Here is a 15,986-nt window from a genome sequence, read left to right as displayed (position 1 = left end):
GCTGATGTAGGTCCGTCAAAAACGGGGAGCAAAACCGGAGAGTCCCGGTTTGCTCCCTGAACGTGCGGGAGGTTACTTCACGACCCACACGCGGAAGGTTTTCGCATTTAGCGGCTTCGCGATTTTGAGCGTGCCCACCTCGCCGGGATTCATCACGTCATCCCCCGTCGCCGTCTTTCTGGCCGGGTGCCGGCTGCTTCGAACCAGAATGCCTTGCTCATCGTAGAAATCCACCATCACATCGGCTGATTCACGCAGCCCGCCTTGATAGGCGGTGCCAAGCCAATCGAGACGCTTGAGCGCCTGATAAGTGATCACAAGCGTCCCGTCCGCTTCCTCATGCGCGGCGAGAATCTTCAGCGCCCGATTCTGATCCAGCGCCTGCTCGGATCCGCTCGAGGTCTGAGCCATGAGAACTCGCTCTACGGCGTCCGCCTGGAAGACCGCCCTGACCTTGCAGTACACCGTGCGCCCCTGTTCACTCTGCTGGAGAATCTGCTGATCAGTGACATGTTGGGTGGCAAGGGTATGGACCAGCGAGTGGAACAGTTTCGAGTCGACAATCGAGGCGGTGTGCTCACGCACTGCCGCCGAGGTGCTGACGGCCTGATGCAGCGCTTCCATGCAGGCGTGCTGCTTGGCCTCTGACACTGTTTCCGGCTGGTGATAGGCGTATCGATAATCTCCGGTGATATCGACGCGGGAATGGTCAAATGCGGCCTGGGCCGGAATGGAGACGGCGAGGCACTGCACGGCAACCGCGAAGAGGACGCCGCTTCGGGATATTGGCAGCAGCGGGGTCATACGAGATACCTCCTCTTTCCTGCAGTTCAGGTGTGTGCGCCTGACGTGGCGCGCATGTCAGATTATGCTACCACGCGTGGACGGCGGCGGCAACGCGGCTGAGTCGGGAAGCGCTGTCAATGATTCCACGATGGCTTGAATGGTCAGCGGGGCGTTGCCTTCCAAGCGATTGTTGACAAGCACATAGGGCGTGATGCCGTGGGAGGATGCTGCCTGAATCAGCGAGGCGGCCTCCCGGCGCATCTGCGGCTGAGCGGTGACGATGCGATTGTAGGGAGCATATCGCTCCACGGCTTCACCGTAAGGGAGGCCGAGCGGAGTCAGGAGAGGCATCACGACAAAGGGAGCGGTGAAGCGCTCGTTGAGGAGACGATGCCGAGCGAGAAGCGGCGGCATTCCGGTCCAGTGGTTATACGTGTGAGCGACCTGGTGCGCGAGAAGAATCTCCCGGTAGCGCGGGCTCAATACCGCAGGGTTCCGGATCTCCACGGCATAGGGAAACCCGGTGGGCAGGTCGGCAAGAAAACGGTCCAGGGCGTTGAGGAAGATGCTAGGTTCCATTCCCGTTCGCTGAAATTCAAAGATGAAGGGACCAATTTGCCCGGGGAGGGCCTCACGAAACGGCTGCAGGACCAATTCGCGGAAGAGGGCGCGGTCGAGAAACCGGGGGTTGGGTTGTCCCGCCTTGGCGCCATACCGGGGGAGATGGGCATAGGCGGGAACCGTCAGCTCTTCCCATACCTTCGAGCAAAAGTGAAAATCAGCCGGAACCTGCCTCGCATAATGCGCAAGTTGAGCCGTGCTGGCCGGCCTGTAAAAGGAATGGTCGATGCCGACCGTGCGAAACAGCGGCACGCCGCCTGTCTGATACGCCGCATATTCGGCAAGGCTATCTTTGGAGAAACGACTGGCCGGGTAGGGCCGGTGATAGATCTGATTGCGCCAACCCTCGTAGGCCCAGGAACTGGTGCCGAAACGAACCAGCGACCGGTTGCTCATCGACCGCATCGCCGGGAGGGAAGGTGTGCTGCAGTGAGCGTCAGTGACATGGTACGGCCACGATGCCAGTCCAGCAAAATGTTGTTGATGCGGGGATTGTATCGCAACCGCATGGAAAAACGTAGGACGCCTTGACTTGATGGAGGTCTTCACTCACACTCGGGCACGACACTTATGTACGACGGCACTGAGCAAGACCTGCTTCGCCTCCTCGCCTCACGGGCCGGCATTTCCCCCGAGTATTACGACATTGCCGGTACCCTTCATGTGACCAGCGATGACACGCGTCGCGCCATACTCTCCGCCATGGGATTTGATACGGCGTCGCGTGAGTCGTTAGCCCAAGCCCTGATTGCGTGGGACGAGGCGCCGTGGAGCCAATCCTGTGATCCGATTTTGATTCTCGAGCAGGGGTATGGCCCAACAAACTGGGTATTTCGTCTCCCGTTGGAGGAGAAGGACGAGGAGCACCTGGCCCTGGCATGGCATCTGACCGATGAAAAGGGGACGGTAGTGCATCGCGAGGATGCCGGTCCGCGCCTTGTTCCGCATGAGGTTCAGGTGGTGGCGGGGCGGCGTATGGTCCGCTTCGAATTACCGCTGGTGCCGAATTTGGATCTGGGCTATTACGACCTGTCGGTGGTGGGGACTGTCGGAATAGTGCCCACGAAAGGGGTTCTCCGTATCGTGGTGGCTCCGGCGCATTGTTATGTGCCGCCGGGGATGGCGCAGGGGCAACGGGTGTGGGGATTGGCAGTGCAACTCTATGCGTTGCGATCCCGGACCAATTGGGGCGTCGGCGACTTTACCGATTTGGCCCGCCTGGTTGAATGGGCCGGCAAGGCATTGGGCGCGGGTATCATCGGGCTGAATCCACTCCACGCGCTCAAGAATTCGCGTCCGCACCACCTCAGTCCGTATTCTCCGACGAGCCGCCTGTTCTTGAACGAGCTCTATGTCGATCTTGATCGCCTGCCTGAATATCATGCCTCGCCGGAGGCGCAGCGGCTGAGACACAGTCCTGAATTTCAGAAAAGCGTCGAGGAGGCGCGCGCGGCGGACCTGGTGGATTCCGAGTCCGTGGTCAAGGCGAAGCGCACGATGCTGGATCTGGCCTATCGACAATTCCTGACGGAGAACTATTCAGGGACGGAGCCTTCGCTGCAGCCCACCAGTGCCCGAGGATGGTTGTTGGAGCGTTTCATCCGGGATGAAGGGGAGTCGCTGGAACGGTTTGCTTTGTTTCAGGTGCTGGAAGAAGACCGGCGTTTGATTGAACAGGCTCCAAAGCTCTGGCCCGAATGGCCGGCCCAGTATCGGAATCCGGGCTCACCTGCACTGCGGGAATTTGCGCGGCGCCATCGCAAACGGGTGAGGTTTTTTCAGTATGTGCAATGGGTGGCGGCTGATCAACTCCGGGCCGCCAATACCCGCGCGTCTCAGGTGCATATGACCGTCGGCTTGTATCCGGACCTGGCGCTGGGCAGCGATCGCAACGGGGCGGAAGCCTGGATGTTGCAAGATGTCCTGGCATTGGGCACGGATTGCGGAGCGCCGCCGGATGCATTCGCTCCTCAGGGTCAAAACTGGGGGTTTGCGCCGTTCAATCCGCTGCGCTTGAAGGCGACAGCGTACCGATCGTTCATCGAGTTGCTGCGGAAAACGTTCCGGCAGGGCGGGGCCATTCGGATCGATCATGTGATGACGTTGTTTCGCCTGTTCTGGGTGCCGCGTGGGATGACCGCCGCGGCCGGTGCATACGTGCAATATCCGGCTGAGGATTTGTTGCGGATTCTTGCGCTGGAGAGCACCCGGGCGCAGACCCTGGTCATTGGAGAAGATCTGGGCACGGTGCCGGATTATGTTCGCGAACAGCTCGGCCGGTACAAGATCCTTTCCTACCGCGTATTGTATTTCGAACGGAACTGGGACGGCTCCTGCAAGCCCCCGTCGGCGTATCCCGATCAATCGCTTGCGGTCGTCACCACACATGACCTTCCTACATTGACCGGCTACTGGATCGGGGAGGATATCCGGCTGCGCGCAAGGCTCGGCATGTATGGCAATGAGCAGGCGGTGCAGCAAGCCTTCGAGGAACGGGCGAGGGATAAACATCACTTTCTCGCCGCGCTTCAGGGGGCGGGGTTATTGCCTCCCGGTGTGGGCGCTCAGCAGGAATCGGTGCCGGCTATGACGCCGGACTTGTGTCGGGCGATTCATCTGTATCTCGCTGGCTCGCCGGCCTGGGTGGTCTTGGCCAATCTCGACGATGTGATCGGCGAAGTGACACAAATGAATTTGCCTGGTACTGTAGACGCCTATCCAAACTGGTCCCGAAAACTGTCGCTGTCGCTGGAGGATCTCCAACAGGATGAGCGTGTACAATCTCTCGCCGCCGCCATTCGTACGCTCCGCCCTGCTGCCGCACATCCTTAGTCTGATGCGGGACACCGCTCCGGCCTTGCGCTCCTCTCGTCAACGGTTTCGACCGGCTGTCCCACCTGTGCGGCGTTTGCGATGCCTCGGGATGCTCGGATTCCGGATCTCCCGAATGATTGCCCTCCCGTCGGTGAGGTCCGTTGTTCAGCGAGGCTCCGGATCATCATGAAGAGCCGCAATCAGCTTGTGCTGGGTACGGCCGCACTTCTGTTCCTCATCGTCACGGTGATGGAATGGATGTTTCCGCTCAATGTGGTCGGCGCATTCGGATTTGTCCTGCCGATTCTACTGGTGGCCACCGTCCGGAACCGGCGGCTCATGGTCTTAACCCTGGCCCTGTGTATGCTGGTGACATTCATCGGCCTTTTTCAGCCGGCAAAAAAAAGAGAACGGTTCACGACGGTCGTGTTCAATCGCATTATGGTGGCATGCGTCCTGGCGGGGGTCGCCTATATCGGGGTCACGTGGGAGGAGCGGAAGGCCAGGGAGGAAGCGGCGCGGGCGGCATTGGCCACTCAAACGGAACATCTCCTGCTGGCCAACACTCAGTTGGTTGAGCTCAAGGATAGACTCGCGCGATCGGAGCGGCTGGCGGCGGTGGGGCAACTGGTGGCATCGGTGGCGCATGAAGTGGGGACACCGCTGCACTCCATCGCGTGGCATGTGGAAGCGTTGGCGGAAGAACCGGGGCTTACCTCCGAAATGCAAAAACGGATCGGGATCATCGATGAGCAGTTGAATCGTGTGGTGCGGATCATTCAAGATCTGCTTTCATCCACGAGGCAACGCAAGCCCGAGCCGACCTGGTATCCTGCCGAGCGCCTTATTGAGCCGGTAGTTGCATTGATGGAGCCAGGGTACCATGCGAAAGGCGTGGCGCTTCAGGCCGAGGTGTCGCCGTCGTTGTTGGTCTGGGCGGATGCCGAAAAAATTCACCAGGTCTTGGTGAATCTCCTCAGCAACGCATTGGCAGCGACCGGAGCGGGAGGGCAGGTGAGGGTGTCGGTCGCATCGCGCCCGGCATCGGCGGAAGAGCGGGAACGCGGATCCTGCACCGGCCGGACTGACCTTGACACGACGGTCACGCTCGTCGTGTCTGATTCAGGCTGCGGGATGCCGCGGCAGGATGTGGAGCGGGCCTTCCAGCCGTTTTTTACGACCAAGGCGATCGGGAAGGGCACGGGGTTAGGATTGTTTCTCAGCCGGGAGGCCGTTCTGGCGCACGGCGGCCAGCTGACGCTGGAGAGCGAAGTGGGAAGAGGGACAACGGCGACCGTGGTGCTTCCCGGATTGCCGGCGAATCCCGCGGCATCGTAGGAGCATAACGCGAATGAGTCAGGCAAAACTGTTTGTGGTCGACGATGATGAGGCTGCCCGGACCTTGCTGGCTGAAGCGCTCGCGAAGGAAGGGTATGAGGTCGAAGCCTTTGCCAGCGGCCAGGCTGCGGTGGAGCGCGGGAAGCAGGCCCCCCCGGACGTGGTCCTCACCGATATCCGTATGGAGCAAGGCGACGGATTTTTAGTGTTGAAAGAGTTTAAGCGATTCAGCCCGGATACGTCGATTGTCTTGCTGACGGCGTTCGGATCCCTGGAGGGCGCGATTGAAGCCATCAAGCAGGGCGCCTATGACTATCTGGCGAAACCGTTCAAGCGGGACGAGATTCGGCTCGTCGTCCAGCGCAGCTTGGAGCATTGCCGTCTGGTTCGGGAAAATGCCCGCTTTCGTGAAGATGCCCGCGTGCGTGAACCCTGGTCGCATTTGGTCGGCAGCAGTCCCGCCATGCTGGAAGTGTACAAGCTGGTAGCCCGGGTATCCGACGGGCGAAGCACGGTCCTCATCGAAGGGGAAAGTGGAACCGGCAAAGAGCTGATCGCGCGCGCGGTCCATTTAAATAGTCCGCGCCGCGAGAAACCGTTCATTCCCGTCAACTGCGGCGCCCTTCCCGATCATCTGCTCGAATCGGAAATGTTCGGCTATGAAAAGGGGGCGTTCACCGGAGCCGTCGGCGCGAAGGCCGGGCTCTTTGAGGCAGCCAATGGCGGCACGTTGTTTTTGGACGAGATCGGGGATCTCGGCCAGGCGCTCCAGGTCAAGTTGTTGCGCGTGATGCAGGAGCAGGAAGTGCGGCGGGTCGGCAGTACGTCCTCCGTGAAAGTCGATGTGCGCATAATCGCCGCCACGAATCGGGATCTGGCCGCCCGTGTCAAAGAGGGGAAATTTCGCGATGACTTGTACTATCGGTTGAACGTGGTGAGGATCGCACTTCCGTCGTTAGCCGATCGACAGGAAGACATTCCGATGCTCGCCCATCATTTTTTACAGAAATATGCCAAGCAATCCTCGCATGTGAGAGGGTTTTCGCCCGAAACAATGACATTGTTGAAGCGCTATCACTGGCCGGGTAATGTGCGCGAGTTGGAAAATGCCGTCGAGCGAGCGGTCTCCCTGAGTCATGGTCCGCTGCTGTTGCCCGAAGATCTTCCCGAATCGATCAGGACGGAGCCTGGTTCGCCAGACAAGCCTGCGGGAGAACTGTCCGAGGGAGATCCTGATGCTTTGCTGACCTTGGATGAGGTGGAGAAACGGCATCTGTCGCGTGTGTTGAAAGAGACGAGAGGCAATAAGGTGAAGGCGGCGAAGATCCTCGGAATCGATCGGCGGACCCTGTACCGGATGGCGGAGCGGTTTGGGTTGGATTTCGGCGATGAGAGCGAGGATAAATAGACCGGTGTTACAACAATCGAAGGGCGTTCTTGATCAAGCGGATTTCGTTGGCGGCGCTCTGCGGCAAGGGTGTCTCCGCATCTTCCCACCTGTCGAATAGCCCGTCTTTTCCGCGGTAAAATACCTGCAAACGTAAACGGGTGGTGCTGTCGTCTTGCGGAACGATGCGTGCTTCCACCCGGCTCTTTCCGACTCCGAATCTCCAGCGCAACAATCCGTTCCAGGGACCTCTGACTTCTTGCCTCATACCCGTTGTCACGTTGCCGGCTTCATCCTGATCGACGCTGTAGCCTCCTTGTGTCAGCACATCACTCACCGCAGTGTGGACCCTGTCGGCCGGAGCCTCGAGCGTCACCTCCATTACATCCGCCTCCGGAGCGGGCGGACCTCCTGCGCATCCGACACATGCGGCCAGGAGCAAGAGGCTGGCGATAGCGGGCTTCATTTGGGTTTGGCCTCCTGAAGCCGGTAGACGTTATGGGTATCTGTTTGCTCCACGCCGGGGATGGCGTGAATTTTTGCCAGCACAAGCTGGGTTAAGGCGTCTTGATGGGGAATTTCAACGATTGTGAAGATGTCCGGTTTGCCCCAGCAAGGGTCGATTTGTTTGATTTCTTTAATGTCCGCTAAGGCCTTCACGACGTCGGCGGTTTGACCGGGATGCACGTTGATCAGCACGTAGGCTCGGTCGGGCATGCAGGGAATCTCCCTTGAAATGGCGCGGCGGCGCTAAGGCCTCGCGCGAATCGAAACCTATCGGATTATTCCGGCTGAAGTCAACACGATGCGTATCGGTCTGAGTCTGGCGGGTGACGCCATCTCATTTGGGTGCCACGATGACCTCGATGCTGTACGTTCCCCCGGCGGAGGACAGGTCGGCCTCCAACCCGCGGGGGTTTCCCACACGGCCATCCGGGTCATAGACAAAGCAGACTAAGGCCGCTCCATTCGGGCGTGCGGAATAATGGGCTGTGTCTGCCGCGATCTGTTCGGCGAGATCCTTGGTTGTCAGCCCGGAGCGGGTCTGTTTGACGACCACAACAGTCTTCTCCCAGTCGAGGAGATAGCCGGTTCGGCGCGCGCCGTTCGTATACGCCGGCGTCCATTCCTCCGTGCCGACCTCATCGAACTGTAATCGGAGGAGTGCATAGAACAGATCCTGCAAATCATACTCGTCGTTGATTTCGATCGTCGGTCGGTATTCCTTTCTGAGCCGCAGTTGGCGCGCGACGAGGTGAAATCGGGCGCACACTCTCCTCAATATGTCCAGCGTGCCCTGTTCGGACGGGACCTTGGCTTCTGGAGTCTCCTCGGGTATGGGGCTTTGAGTCGATGCGGGCGTCGAGGATCGGAGCGGCGCGGTGGCCTGCGCTACGATTGGGTGAGCGGGTGGCTCCTGCTGCAGCTGGGGCATCGCGCTGGCAGGTGTCGGCGGCATGGTCTGAACGATCGGAGGCACGGTTCGAATTTCTGAGGCGGAAACAGGGGCAGAATCGGCCGTGGGTGCGGCCAACGATAGGACTGATGGCTGGGGTGGCTGAGGAGCGATTATGGATGCGGGGTCCGGGGGAGTCGTGACGTTGGCTGTCGCCTGAGCCGGAGATTCGATGGTGACGGGTGGCGCAGGTCGCGGGCGCAACGTTGTGTGAGGAACCGGTGGAATGGTTCCCTGAGGAATGGCACTCATTGTCGGCGCGATAGGCGAAATTGTGGTCGCGGGAATGGGGAGATCTGCGGCGAGCCTCGGAGTGAAACTGCTCACCGGTAGCGAGGTTGTCGTGACAGCACTTGCGGTCATCGGCGCTGGCGTGACCGGAGGCGGTGTGATGCTGACCTGTGGCGCCACTGTGGCCTCGGCTGGTCCTGAACAGTCTGAAGGCGGTGACTGGATCGGGCGAGGCGCTGGCGTCTCCCGTGGTAAGAGAGGCATGGTATCCGTGGCCGGCATTGGGACGGAAGGAATGGCAACAGGTGCGCTTGTGGGAGGTGGCGACGGGGACGAGGGGAGTGGGCTGATAGTGGCAGTCGCAATAATGGCCGGCGCAGGGGAACTAGAGATAGAGACGGCTGTCAATGGAGCAGGGCTCACCGGAGATCGGGCTGCAAGGGAGTCAGGGGGGGGGACGGGCGGCGCCACGGGTAACGACGGACGATCCGGTTCTGCCGTGACCACGGCGATGACCTCATCAGGCGTGAGGCCGAGTAACTCCGCTTTTTGAATCTCCAGCGCGGCGATGAATTCCTTCAAGAGCGCGGTGCTCTGCACGGATTCTGCGCGACTGCCGACCTTGAGTTTGTGATGTTTGTGCGTCTGATATTCCGGAGATTTTTCACCGAACAATCGTCTGATCGTTTCACGAAAGGAGAGTTCGGTTCTGGCGCGGACGGCTTCTCGATAGGGAAATCCGTCCCGGCTCAGATCGTCGATCTGAATGCTCAATTCGCGGAGTGTGGCGATGCCGCGTGTGAGTTCATCAACGACGTTCGGTTTGGTTTTGCTGCGTAGTGCCTCGTTTGCTTTTGCTCGTGCCATGCGAAGTATCCCTCTCGTGAGAAAAGTCTATCCGAGGGGATGTGGCCTGACAAGCAATCCCTGCTTTTACTCGTCGCAGACAGCGTACCGTGGGGGTGTGATGGTGGTCAGTCGACCCACTCTACCTCGCCCTTGCCGGATGCGGAGGGTTTTGCAGGGGCTTGGGTGGCTGGAGGTCCGGCCAATGTCTGGTGGGCGAGCGTCAGCAGGACGTCGCTGGTAAAGGGCTTTTTTAGGAAGGGCAATCCCTCCCTGATGAGGCCGCGACGTTGCAGGTCGGGTCCTGGAGTGCTGGACATGAGAATGATGCGGATATTTCGCGTTCCCTCCAGGAGACGGTCGACCATCTCGGGCCCATTGATCCGGGGGTAGGGATTCTTCTCGACGGAGAGTTGGAAACCGGGGGGTGGGAGGAAGATGTCGGTGACGACAAGATGAATGGGGGTGGGGTGTTCCGCGTAGAGCCTGAGTGCTTCGGCGCTTCCCGGCGCCGTGAGGACGGTGTACCCGTAATCCTGCAATGGTTTTGACGCCAACAGAAGCGTCGTGGGATCGTCGTCAACGACAAGGATGGTCGTCGCGCGCTGTGTTCCGTCGGTAGTCATGCGGGACCTCCTTCATGACGGTGGTTCATCTCCGCGGATTAGAATCGGGGATGGTGCTCCTTTAGCCGTTGGTATTCCCGTTGCTCGCAGGTGCCTTGGGTGGGACGCACTGTTTCGGGCACCTCCGCGAAACGCAACGAGCAATAGCGCTGCGCCTGTTGACGGCGTTCAAGATCCTGTTGTGCTTCGAGTTGCTGGAGACGGACGGTGAGGTCGATGGCAGGAAGATCCTTACCGGTGAGGAGTTCTGGCTGCGGCACCGGCATGGCATCTTCGCTGGACCTGGGGTTCGGGCCGGTCAACCGCCAACGGGTCAAGACGTCCTCCTGGTTGAAGACGATGGTGAGGCCGAATTGCGCGTAGTCCCAGATCAACTCGCCCTTTTCAGGCCGCGCCCAGATTGATCGAGGCAGGCCGTATCGATTCCACACCTCGTCCCGCAGCATCCCTACACGGGGAGTGAGATTCCTGACCGCTGCGACCTGCGCGAGAATTGGTGAAATGTCGGCTGACTTTCCGGGGTTCGTCCGTCTTGCGAGTCCATCCAAGGCGGTACGAGGAGCGCGCAATAAGCGCCACACCGTGACCAATCCCTGGGCGCAGTCGGCAGGATGACTGTCCTCAAAAATCATCTGTGTGTCCAGCGGAAATCCGCCTATTTCCTGGGCGCGCGTGAAATTCTTGACCTCCTGGACTGCGGCGAGGTAGGCGCGTTGACGTCCCTCTTCCATATTTGGCGCGCAGGAGGCTCGCCCTGTGAAGAAGACGTCTTCACCGAAATGAAACAGGGCTTGTTCTGTCCAAAATGGGTGATTCTCGCCAGCTTCGGTGGTTGAGGCCGCAAAAGCGCTCCAGCACAGGAAGAGAATGAGGGCGTATTGCACCATAGGCAAAAAACCGGTGAGGGAACTATCAGCAGCGGTATTCGCTCAGTATAACGCACTGAACAAGAAAATCGACAAAAGAGAGAGTTTGCGCGTCAGGTGGTCTGCAGAGCGAACGTGCGGGGGGTGTAGCCGCCGGCCAAATGATTCGCAGGCTAGTTGTTCATCGATGGGGTGAGGTTCTCTCTTGTGGACGCAGCAGGGGTAGCAGGGTGTCTGGTGCCCTCGGTGGTCATGAGGCCGGATCCCGGGGGACAGATGTTCTCGGGAGCAACGGAGCCCGGGTTACGCATGCCCCAGGCTGTGGCTAGGGCATGACAGGTCAGGAGGCTGATCCCTTCCTCGATATTGCTGAATCGTTCGGTGGACTGGGCTTTTCCGCTCCATTCGATCTCGCCGGTGTTCACATCGACCGCTCGCAACGCAATGGTGGCTGAGTAGACCCGTTGACTACGGGGTAGTCCCCCACTCCAATCCAGCGCTTCCCAAGACCCCACCTCGGCATTACTGAACACGACTAGCCGGGCACCGACCAGTTTAGCCATTCGGAGCACGTCCGTTTCGAGATACTGATACGCCGAAAGGCTCACTTTTTGATCGGCTGCGGCTTGCAGGACTTTTGTTTGATCTACAACCAGAAGGCCCTTTTTGAGGAGCCAGGTGCTGGCGCTTTGGATTGTGTCGGAGCGTCCGCCCCAGACGACGGCCCTTGTATAGGGTGCAGGCAGTTTGGAATGGAAGCCGTCGGTCGTTGGCGTTTCCAGGAGGGTATATCCGTGGCATCCGGCTGTGGCGAGGAGGACCAGGAACAGATGAATGACTAAATTCGCCGCCTTCATGGACTCTTTCGGGGAAAATTTACCGTAACTGCTCGTCATGAAATGAAACTTTATCAAGAACGGTTCCTACTGTGTGTAGGGTATACACCTGACGAGCTCGCCACAGTATACAGGACCAATTCTACCTACGTCTGCTGCATTCGTCGAGTACATTGAGCCTTGGTGTGCTCTCGCTATACCCCTACCTACTTAGGAACGCCAAGTTGGTAAGCGCCGTCCGGCCTTACTCTCACTGACAGACTGGAGGCTCAACGGTTGGTAACGGATAACGCGGCGGGAGCTTGTGATACTGGCCTGGAACGGCGGCGGCTCCACCCATGGCTTGTGAAGCCGCCGCGGGCTTACAGGATTTCGACCTGTGGAAAGGCGTTTTGTTCACCCTTCTGTTGAGGACGGTCAGCCATGATCATGAGCTGGAAGGCAATGATCGGCAGAAGTGCATACCCTATGAGGATCAGCGGAAACTCAATCATGATGGGGACTCCTTTTGTTATGTGGAGTCACCACTGCAAACTCAATACCGTTCCCCTGTATTTCGGCAACCTGTTGATTCTAGTGATGGTGTGAGGGCCTTACTTCACGAGTGTTCGGCGAGGAGTTGAGATTTAATGGAGAGAACTGTGCAATGAGAACAATTTGCGCTGAGCCTGAAGACCTAAGGGTCATCGTGCGAAAGGGGAGAAGCGAATCCGATATGCCAGCAGGAGGAGGCACTCCTTCAACTCCAGAAGTGGTGCGAAAGCATTTTGAGAATTTTGAGAAGAGGAGGATTGCCACCCTCGACTCTGAGTGAGTGGCGGCAAATCGAATCGAGCACAGCCATTTGATACGGAATGCGACCGCGGTTCATTCTACAGGTGAATGGCAGCGGGATTGGTTGGTGCCCCCGACACGAATTGAACGCGCGACCCGCGGTTTAGGAAACAGGCCTGGACGATTTTTGAAATGCTCGGTGTATCAATGGTTTCCCCATTTTTTGCTGCGAAAACATTTGTTTGCGTGCATTCCATCGAATCCATTGTTTCGAGAAGTATAGATGGGTTTTGAAAATTTTTAGCACAAATTTAGCACAGAGTTTTGGACTGCACCCCTAGATTGAGACAGTAGTGTTGCTCCTCGTGTCGGTCCACTCTCCACAAAATAGCCGTTTCTTTGACGATAGCCCTCCACACGCGTACTGTCTATTCAGGAATTCATTGTCTTCAATGTGACATCCTATGAAACCTCGCTCGTTTGTTGTGTACGCCTGTCTCCTTATTGTCGTGAGAGCACCTTATCCATCCAGTGGATGGGCCGAAGATCTCTCGGCGCTAACCCTCCTGCGTGACGCGAGTAACAACGCGGCACACATAGCTGATGACACTGTAAAGCGGAGTGCTCTTCTCGACATCCTTAGAGCCCAGCAAAAAATTGGTGACGAGGCTGGTGCGATGAAGACCGCGGAATTGGAGCCGTTGCCCGGAAACAAAGACAATGCGTGGGTGACTGTTGTCGAGATCCAGGCAAGTAAGGGTAATATCACAGGAGCCGAACAGACCCGTGCACGTATTTCCGAACAAATTGCTCGCGCCAATGCCTTGTCTCATATCGCCATCGCCTATGCCGCCGGTGGAGATATTCAAAGAGCACTCCAACTCTCAGCAGAAATTTCGGAAAACTACGCTGCCCGTGGGACTGCGCTCTATCGCATAGCCGAAATCCAGGCAAAAAATGGAGACGTACCCGCTGCATTACGAACCGTACAGGATGTATGGAGGGCGAACCCCTACTCTTTGATTCCATTGATGCAGCTGCAACTGGCTACCGGATTGCCAGACGAGGCGGTCCAGCTTACTGAGCTAACAGAGGATCAAGGCTTCAAAAGTTACCTGCTCTGGGCAGTGACCATGGCAGAGAAAAACCGCATGCGCCAACTCAACGTCGCCGCCACAATTCCTGTTCGAGGTGTTAAGGCGCTTACCTACAAAGACACTGCGCACCGCCAGCTCGCTGAGGGGGATGTGCAAGGGTGTCTGGATAGCCTCACGATAGCAACGCAGGAGGCGCCCGCCGTATACAACATTTATGCAAGAGCAGACCTACAATGGCGCATTGCCACGCTGTACGCTCGTGCTCATGACATTACTCAGTCGAGGAAGGTTGCACTGACTATTGAACTAGAAGGGCACCGGAACTTCGCACTACGGGAGATCGTAGGTGTCCAAGCTCAGGCCCAGGACTATGAGGGGGCACTACAGACCGCGTTGCTAGGGAAGGGCGACGACTCGCTGATGGACTATGCGTTGAGTCGAATTGCTGAACGCCAAGTGGCAGTGGAGACATTGGATAGAGCGATGGAAACCATTGCAAAAATTAAGAGTGATGAGGCAAGAACTACCGCGTATGCTTCTGTTGCAGCCTCCGCTGCGGAAGCGGGTAAAATCACGCACGCGCTAACCCTCATCCAGGTACACCAACAAGCGATTGCGGAAGCACGAGTGTTCGTCGAAACAGCAGAGGCGTTAGACAGCCTTAGGACGGGCGATGCTCGGGCGATGAAATTGTTCTCTCAGCTGCACTCCTTTTCACGTGCCACCGCCCACACGTTAAGCCGGATCGCCCTTTCCCGTGCAGACCATGGCGCGCTGCAGGAAGCCCTTGGTTATGCGCTATTGATCCCTGAGCACGATACCGAAAGCGGCGAGACGTTTAAGTGGCTTGCCTTTAATCAAACAAAACATGGAGATGTGGACGGCGTCGTTCGGTGGATTACAGCTGCTGAGTTCCCCTCTCATAAAGCGTTTGCTCTGGTTGGAGTCGCAAGTGCCTTAATTACCAAGGATACAAGGTAACCTCTCCCCACCTTCTTCGTCGGTGAAAACTGAAGTGAGCCCCTCTGGCGAGACAGTTCGTTGGGAACAGCGACAAACCAGTAAGTTTTGTAGGCTGAGGGGCGATCTTGCGACAAGTGGTGAGATTTGGGTCCGGTTTGAGTAGAATGGGAGCGGCTAGCTCACTAATTCAGATGGGTGAGGGCGGAGGAGGGCTCCACGATGCGACAAACAATCAAAGCCCGCTATCATGGCGGAGTGTTACAGCCGTTGGAACCTCTTGCGTTGACTGATGATGCGGAAGTACAGGTCACGATCGATACCGAGCTCGCGCTTGGCGCGGACGAAATTCTGCGGCGTGCCGCACAGGTCTATCACGGACTGAGTACCGACGAGATCACGCAGGTCGAGTCCATTGCGTTGGATCGGCAGCACTTCTTCCGTGAGCCGGCTGCCTAATGCCGCAACCGGCTGCCCTCCTCGATACCGATATTCTCTCCGAACTTCTCAAGCAACATCCCCTCGTCGTGCAGCGGGTGCGGAACTATCTGGCGGAGCACCAGCGGCTGGCCTTCTCGATTATCACTCGCTATGAACTCCTGCGGGGACTGAAGGCGAAACAGGCACGGACTCAAGAGGCGGCCTTCACGTTGCTCTGCCAGGCCAGTCTCATTCTGCCGATCACCGACCAAGTCGTAGAGCGCGCGGCGACGTTATACGGCGATCTCCATCGACAGGGGGCTTTGCTGCCCGATGCAGACCTGCTCATTGCCGCTACCGCCTTGGACGCGCAGCGTCCGTTGATTACGAACAACCTCGCGCACTTCCAGCGCATTCCTGGCCTCATCGTCGAAAGCTGGAAACGGTCAGCGTAACTCCAGCGACACCGTGGCGGTCACCCCATTAAACTTCACGACATTGTTGGAGGCGACCGGATCAAATCCATATCCTTTCCATATCCTTGTATTCGGCAAAATTGCATGACCGGCCCAGCGACTGGATTAACGAGATAGATCCCGATGCCGCTGCCAGGGGGTGTGAGGCGGTCGACCGAGAGCAGGTTGTCCACAGCCTCATAGGTGTAGACGGCAGTTGCGCCAGCACCGTCACTCACACTCGCCCTGTAGGGGAAAGGAGAACGCCGTGAAACGGAAACGCTTCAGCATGGAACAAATCGTGGCGGTGCTGAAGCAGGTGTAGCTGGGTGCCCCGATCGCCGATGTGATCTGCCACCTCGGGATTGCCGAACAGACGTTCTCTTGGTGGAAACGGCGATATCCCACACGTCGCTATCAGAGTCATCGGAACACGCGCACCGCGCTCCGGGTAGCGGATTCGTGTCCTCACC

14 protein-coding genes are annotated in these 15,986 nt (G+C 58.2%); 6 read left to right on the top strand and 8 right to left on the bottom strand.

Going from position 1 to position 15,986, the window contains the following annotated elements:
* Positions 1–72: 72 nt before the first annotated feature.
* Together GDA65_17150 and GDA65_17145 are read right to left on the bottom strand one after the other, a co-directional pair.
* On the bottom strand, positions 73–804 hold the full coding sequence (locus GDA65_17150; protein ID MBA5864413.1) for a hypothetical protein: 732 nt from the start codon (positions 802–804) through the stop codon (positions 73–75).
* Between the two features lie 57 nt (positions 805–861).
* Positions 862–1,812, bottom strand: coding sequence for a DUF72 domain-containing protein (locus GDA65_17145; protein MBA5864412.1), 951 nt, complete (start codon positions 1,810–1,812; stop codon positions 862–864).
* Between the two features lie 165 nt (positions 1,813–1,977).
* Between GDA65_17145 and malQ the strand changes: the two genes are divergently transcribed.
* The 3 genes from malQ to GDA65_17130 all read left to right on the top strand — a co-directional run bounded on the left by malQ (position 1,978) and on the right by GDA65_17130 (position 6,967).
* A complete protein-coding gene (gene malQ / locus GDA65_17140; GenBank protein MBA5864411.1) occupies positions 1,978–4,239 on the top strand; it encodes a 4-alpha-glucanotransferase in 2,262 nt (753 codons plus the stop codon).
* A gap of 81 nt (positions 4,240–4,320) precedes the next feature.
* Positions 4,321–5,559 (top strand): hypothetical protein, encoded by a 1,239-nt coding sequence (locus GDA65_17135; GenBank protein MBA5864410.1) that lies wholly within the window; start codon positions 4,321–4,323, stop codon positions 5,557–5,559.
* 13 nt (positions 5,560–5,572) lie between these two features.
* On the top strand, positions 5,573–6,967 hold the full coding sequence (locus tag GDA65_17130) for a response regulator (protein ID MBA5864409.1): 1,395 nt from the start codon (positions 5,573–5,575) through the stop codon (positions 6,965–6,967).
* Between the two features lie 7 nt (positions 6,968–6,974).
* Here GDA65_17130 and GDA65_17125 read toward each other — a convergent pair whose 3' ends face one another.
* From GDA65_17125 to GDA65_17100, 6 genes are all read right to left on the bottom strand, one after another.
* Positions 6,975–7,412 (bottom strand): hypothetical protein, encoded by a 438-nt coding sequence (locus GDA65_17125; GenBank protein MBA5864408.1) that lies wholly within the window; start codon positions 7,410–7,412, stop codon positions 6,975–6,977.
* The gene (locus tag GDA65_17120; GenBank protein ID MBA5864407.1) at positions 7,409–7,663 is read right to left on the bottom strand and encodes an Lrp/AsnC family transcriptional regulator; all 255 of its coding nucleotides are present in this window, start codon (positions 7,661–7,663) and stop codon (positions 7,409–7,411) included. Before GDA65_17120 ends, GDA65_17125 begins: the two co-directional genes overlap by 4 nt.
* Before the next feature lie 124 nt (positions 7,664–7,787).
* Positions 7,788–9,500: a hypothetical protein gene (locus tag GDA65_17115; GenBank protein MBA5864406.1), complete on the bottom strand. Its 1,713-nt coding sequence runs from the start codon at positions 9,498–9,500 to the stop codon at positions 7,788–7,790.
* 107 nt (positions 9,501–9,607) lie between these two features.
* Entirely contained in the window at positions 9,608–10,105 is a 498-nt protein-coding gene (locus GDA65_17110; GenBank protein ID MBA5864405.1) for a response regulator, read from the bottom strand.
* Positions 10,106–10,143: 38 nt separating this feature from the next.
* Positions 10,144–10,992 carry a hypothetical protein gene (locus tag GDA65_17105; GenBank protein ID MBA5864404.1) on the bottom strand — a complete coding sequence of 283 codons (849 nt, stop codon included), beginning with the start codon at positions 10,990–10,992 and terminating at the stop codon, positions 10,144–10,146.
* A 152-nt stretch (positions 10,993–11,144) separates the two neighbouring features.
* Positions 11,145–11,885, bottom strand: a complete 741-nt coding sequence (locus GDA65_17100; protein ID MBA5864403.1) for a hypothetical protein — start codon at positions 11,883–11,885, stop codon at positions 11,145–11,147.
* A 1,373-nt stretch (positions 11,886–13,258) separates the two neighbouring features.
* On the opposite strand from GDA65_17100, the gene GDA65_17095 reads away from it, so the two are divergent.
* The 3 genes from GDA65_17095 (at position 13,259) to GDA65_17085 (ending at position 15,513) form a co-directional block, all read left to right on the top strand.
* Entirely contained in the window at positions 13,259–14,659 is a 1,401-nt protein-coding gene (locus GDA65_17095; GenBank protein MBA5864402.1) for a hypothetical protein, read from the top strand.
* A gap of 201 nt (positions 14,660–14,860) precedes the next feature.
* The gene (locus tag GDA65_17090; protein MBA5864401.1) at positions 14,861–15,097 is read left to right on the top strand and encodes a DUF104 domain-containing protein; all 237 of its coding nucleotides are present in this window, start codon (positions 14,861–14,863) and stop codon (positions 15,095–15,097) included.
* Positions 15,097–15,513, top strand: a complete 417-nt coding sequence (locus GDA65_17085) for a PIN domain-containing protein (protein ID MBA5864400.1) — start codon at positions 15,097–15,099, stop codon at positions 15,511–15,513. The genes GDA65_17090 and GDA65_17085 overlap by 1 nt, the downstream gene beginning before the upstream one ends.
* The last annotated feature ends 473 nt before the right edge of the window (positions 15,514–15,986 follow it).

The organism is Nitrospira sp. CR1.1 (assembly GCA_014055465.1).
Classification (GTDB): Bacteria; Nitrospirota; Nitrospiria; order Nitrospirales; family Nitrospiraceae; genus Nitrospira_A.
The sequence above is the reverse complement of the archived record's forward strand: the minus strand, read 5'-3'. Positions and strand labels throughout refer to the sequence as shown.

Excerpts from the sequence above, each read along its gene's own strand:
- GDA65_17150 (MBA5864413.1), bottom strand. The coding sequence starts at position 804 with ATGACCCCGCTGCTGCCAATATCCCGAAGCGGCGTCCTCTTCGCGGTT.
- GDA65_17110 (MBA5864405.1), bottom strand. The coding sequence starts at position 10,105 with ATGACTACCGACGGAACACAGCGCGCGACGACCATCCTTGTCGTTGAC.
- GDA65_17145 (MBA5864412.1), bottom strand. The coding sequence starts at position 1,812 with ATGCGGTCGATGAGCAACCGGTCGCTGGTTCGTTTCGGCACCAGTTCC.
- GDA65_17090 (MBA5864401.1), top strand. The coding sequence starts at position 14,861 with ATGCGACAAACAATCAAAGCCCGCTATCATGGCGGAGTGTTACAGCCG.
- GDA65_17095 (MBA5864402.1), top strand. The coding sequence starts at position 13,259 with ATGAAGACCGCGGAATTGGAGCCGTTGCCCGGAAACAAAGACAATGCG.
- GDA65_17120 (MBA5864407.1), bottom strand. The coding sequence starts at position 7,663 with ATGCCCGACCGAGCCTACGTGCTGATCAACGTGCATCCCGGTCAAACC.
- GDA65_17115 (MBA5864406.1), bottom strand. The coding sequence starts at position 9,500 with ATGGCACGAGCAAAAGCAAACGAGGCACTACGCAGCAAAACCAAACCG.
- GDA65_17105 (MBA5864404.1), bottom strand. The coding sequence starts at position 10,992 with ATGGTGCAATACGCCCTCATTCTCTTCCTGTGCTGGAGCGCTTTTGCG.
- malQ (MBA5864411.1), top strand. The coding sequence starts at position 1,978 with ATGTACGACGGCACTGAGCAAGACCTGCTTCGCCTCCTCGCCTCACGG.
- GDA65_17135 (MBA5864410.1), top strand. The coding sequence starts at position 4,321 with ATGCCTCGGGATGCTCGGATTCCGGATCTCCCGAATGATTGCCCTCCC.
- GDA65_17130 (MBA5864409.1), top strand. The coding sequence starts at position 5,573 with ATGAGTCAGGCAAAACTGTTTGTGGTCGACGATGATGAGGCTGCCCGG.
- GDA65_17085 (MBA5864400.1), top strand. The coding sequence starts at position 15,097 with ATGCCGCAACCGGCTGCCCTCCTCGATACCGATATTCTCTCCGAACTT.
- GDA65_17125 (MBA5864408.1), bottom strand. The coding sequence starts at position 7,412 with ATGAAGCCCGCTATCGCCAGCCTCTTGCTCCTGGCCGCATGTGTCGGA.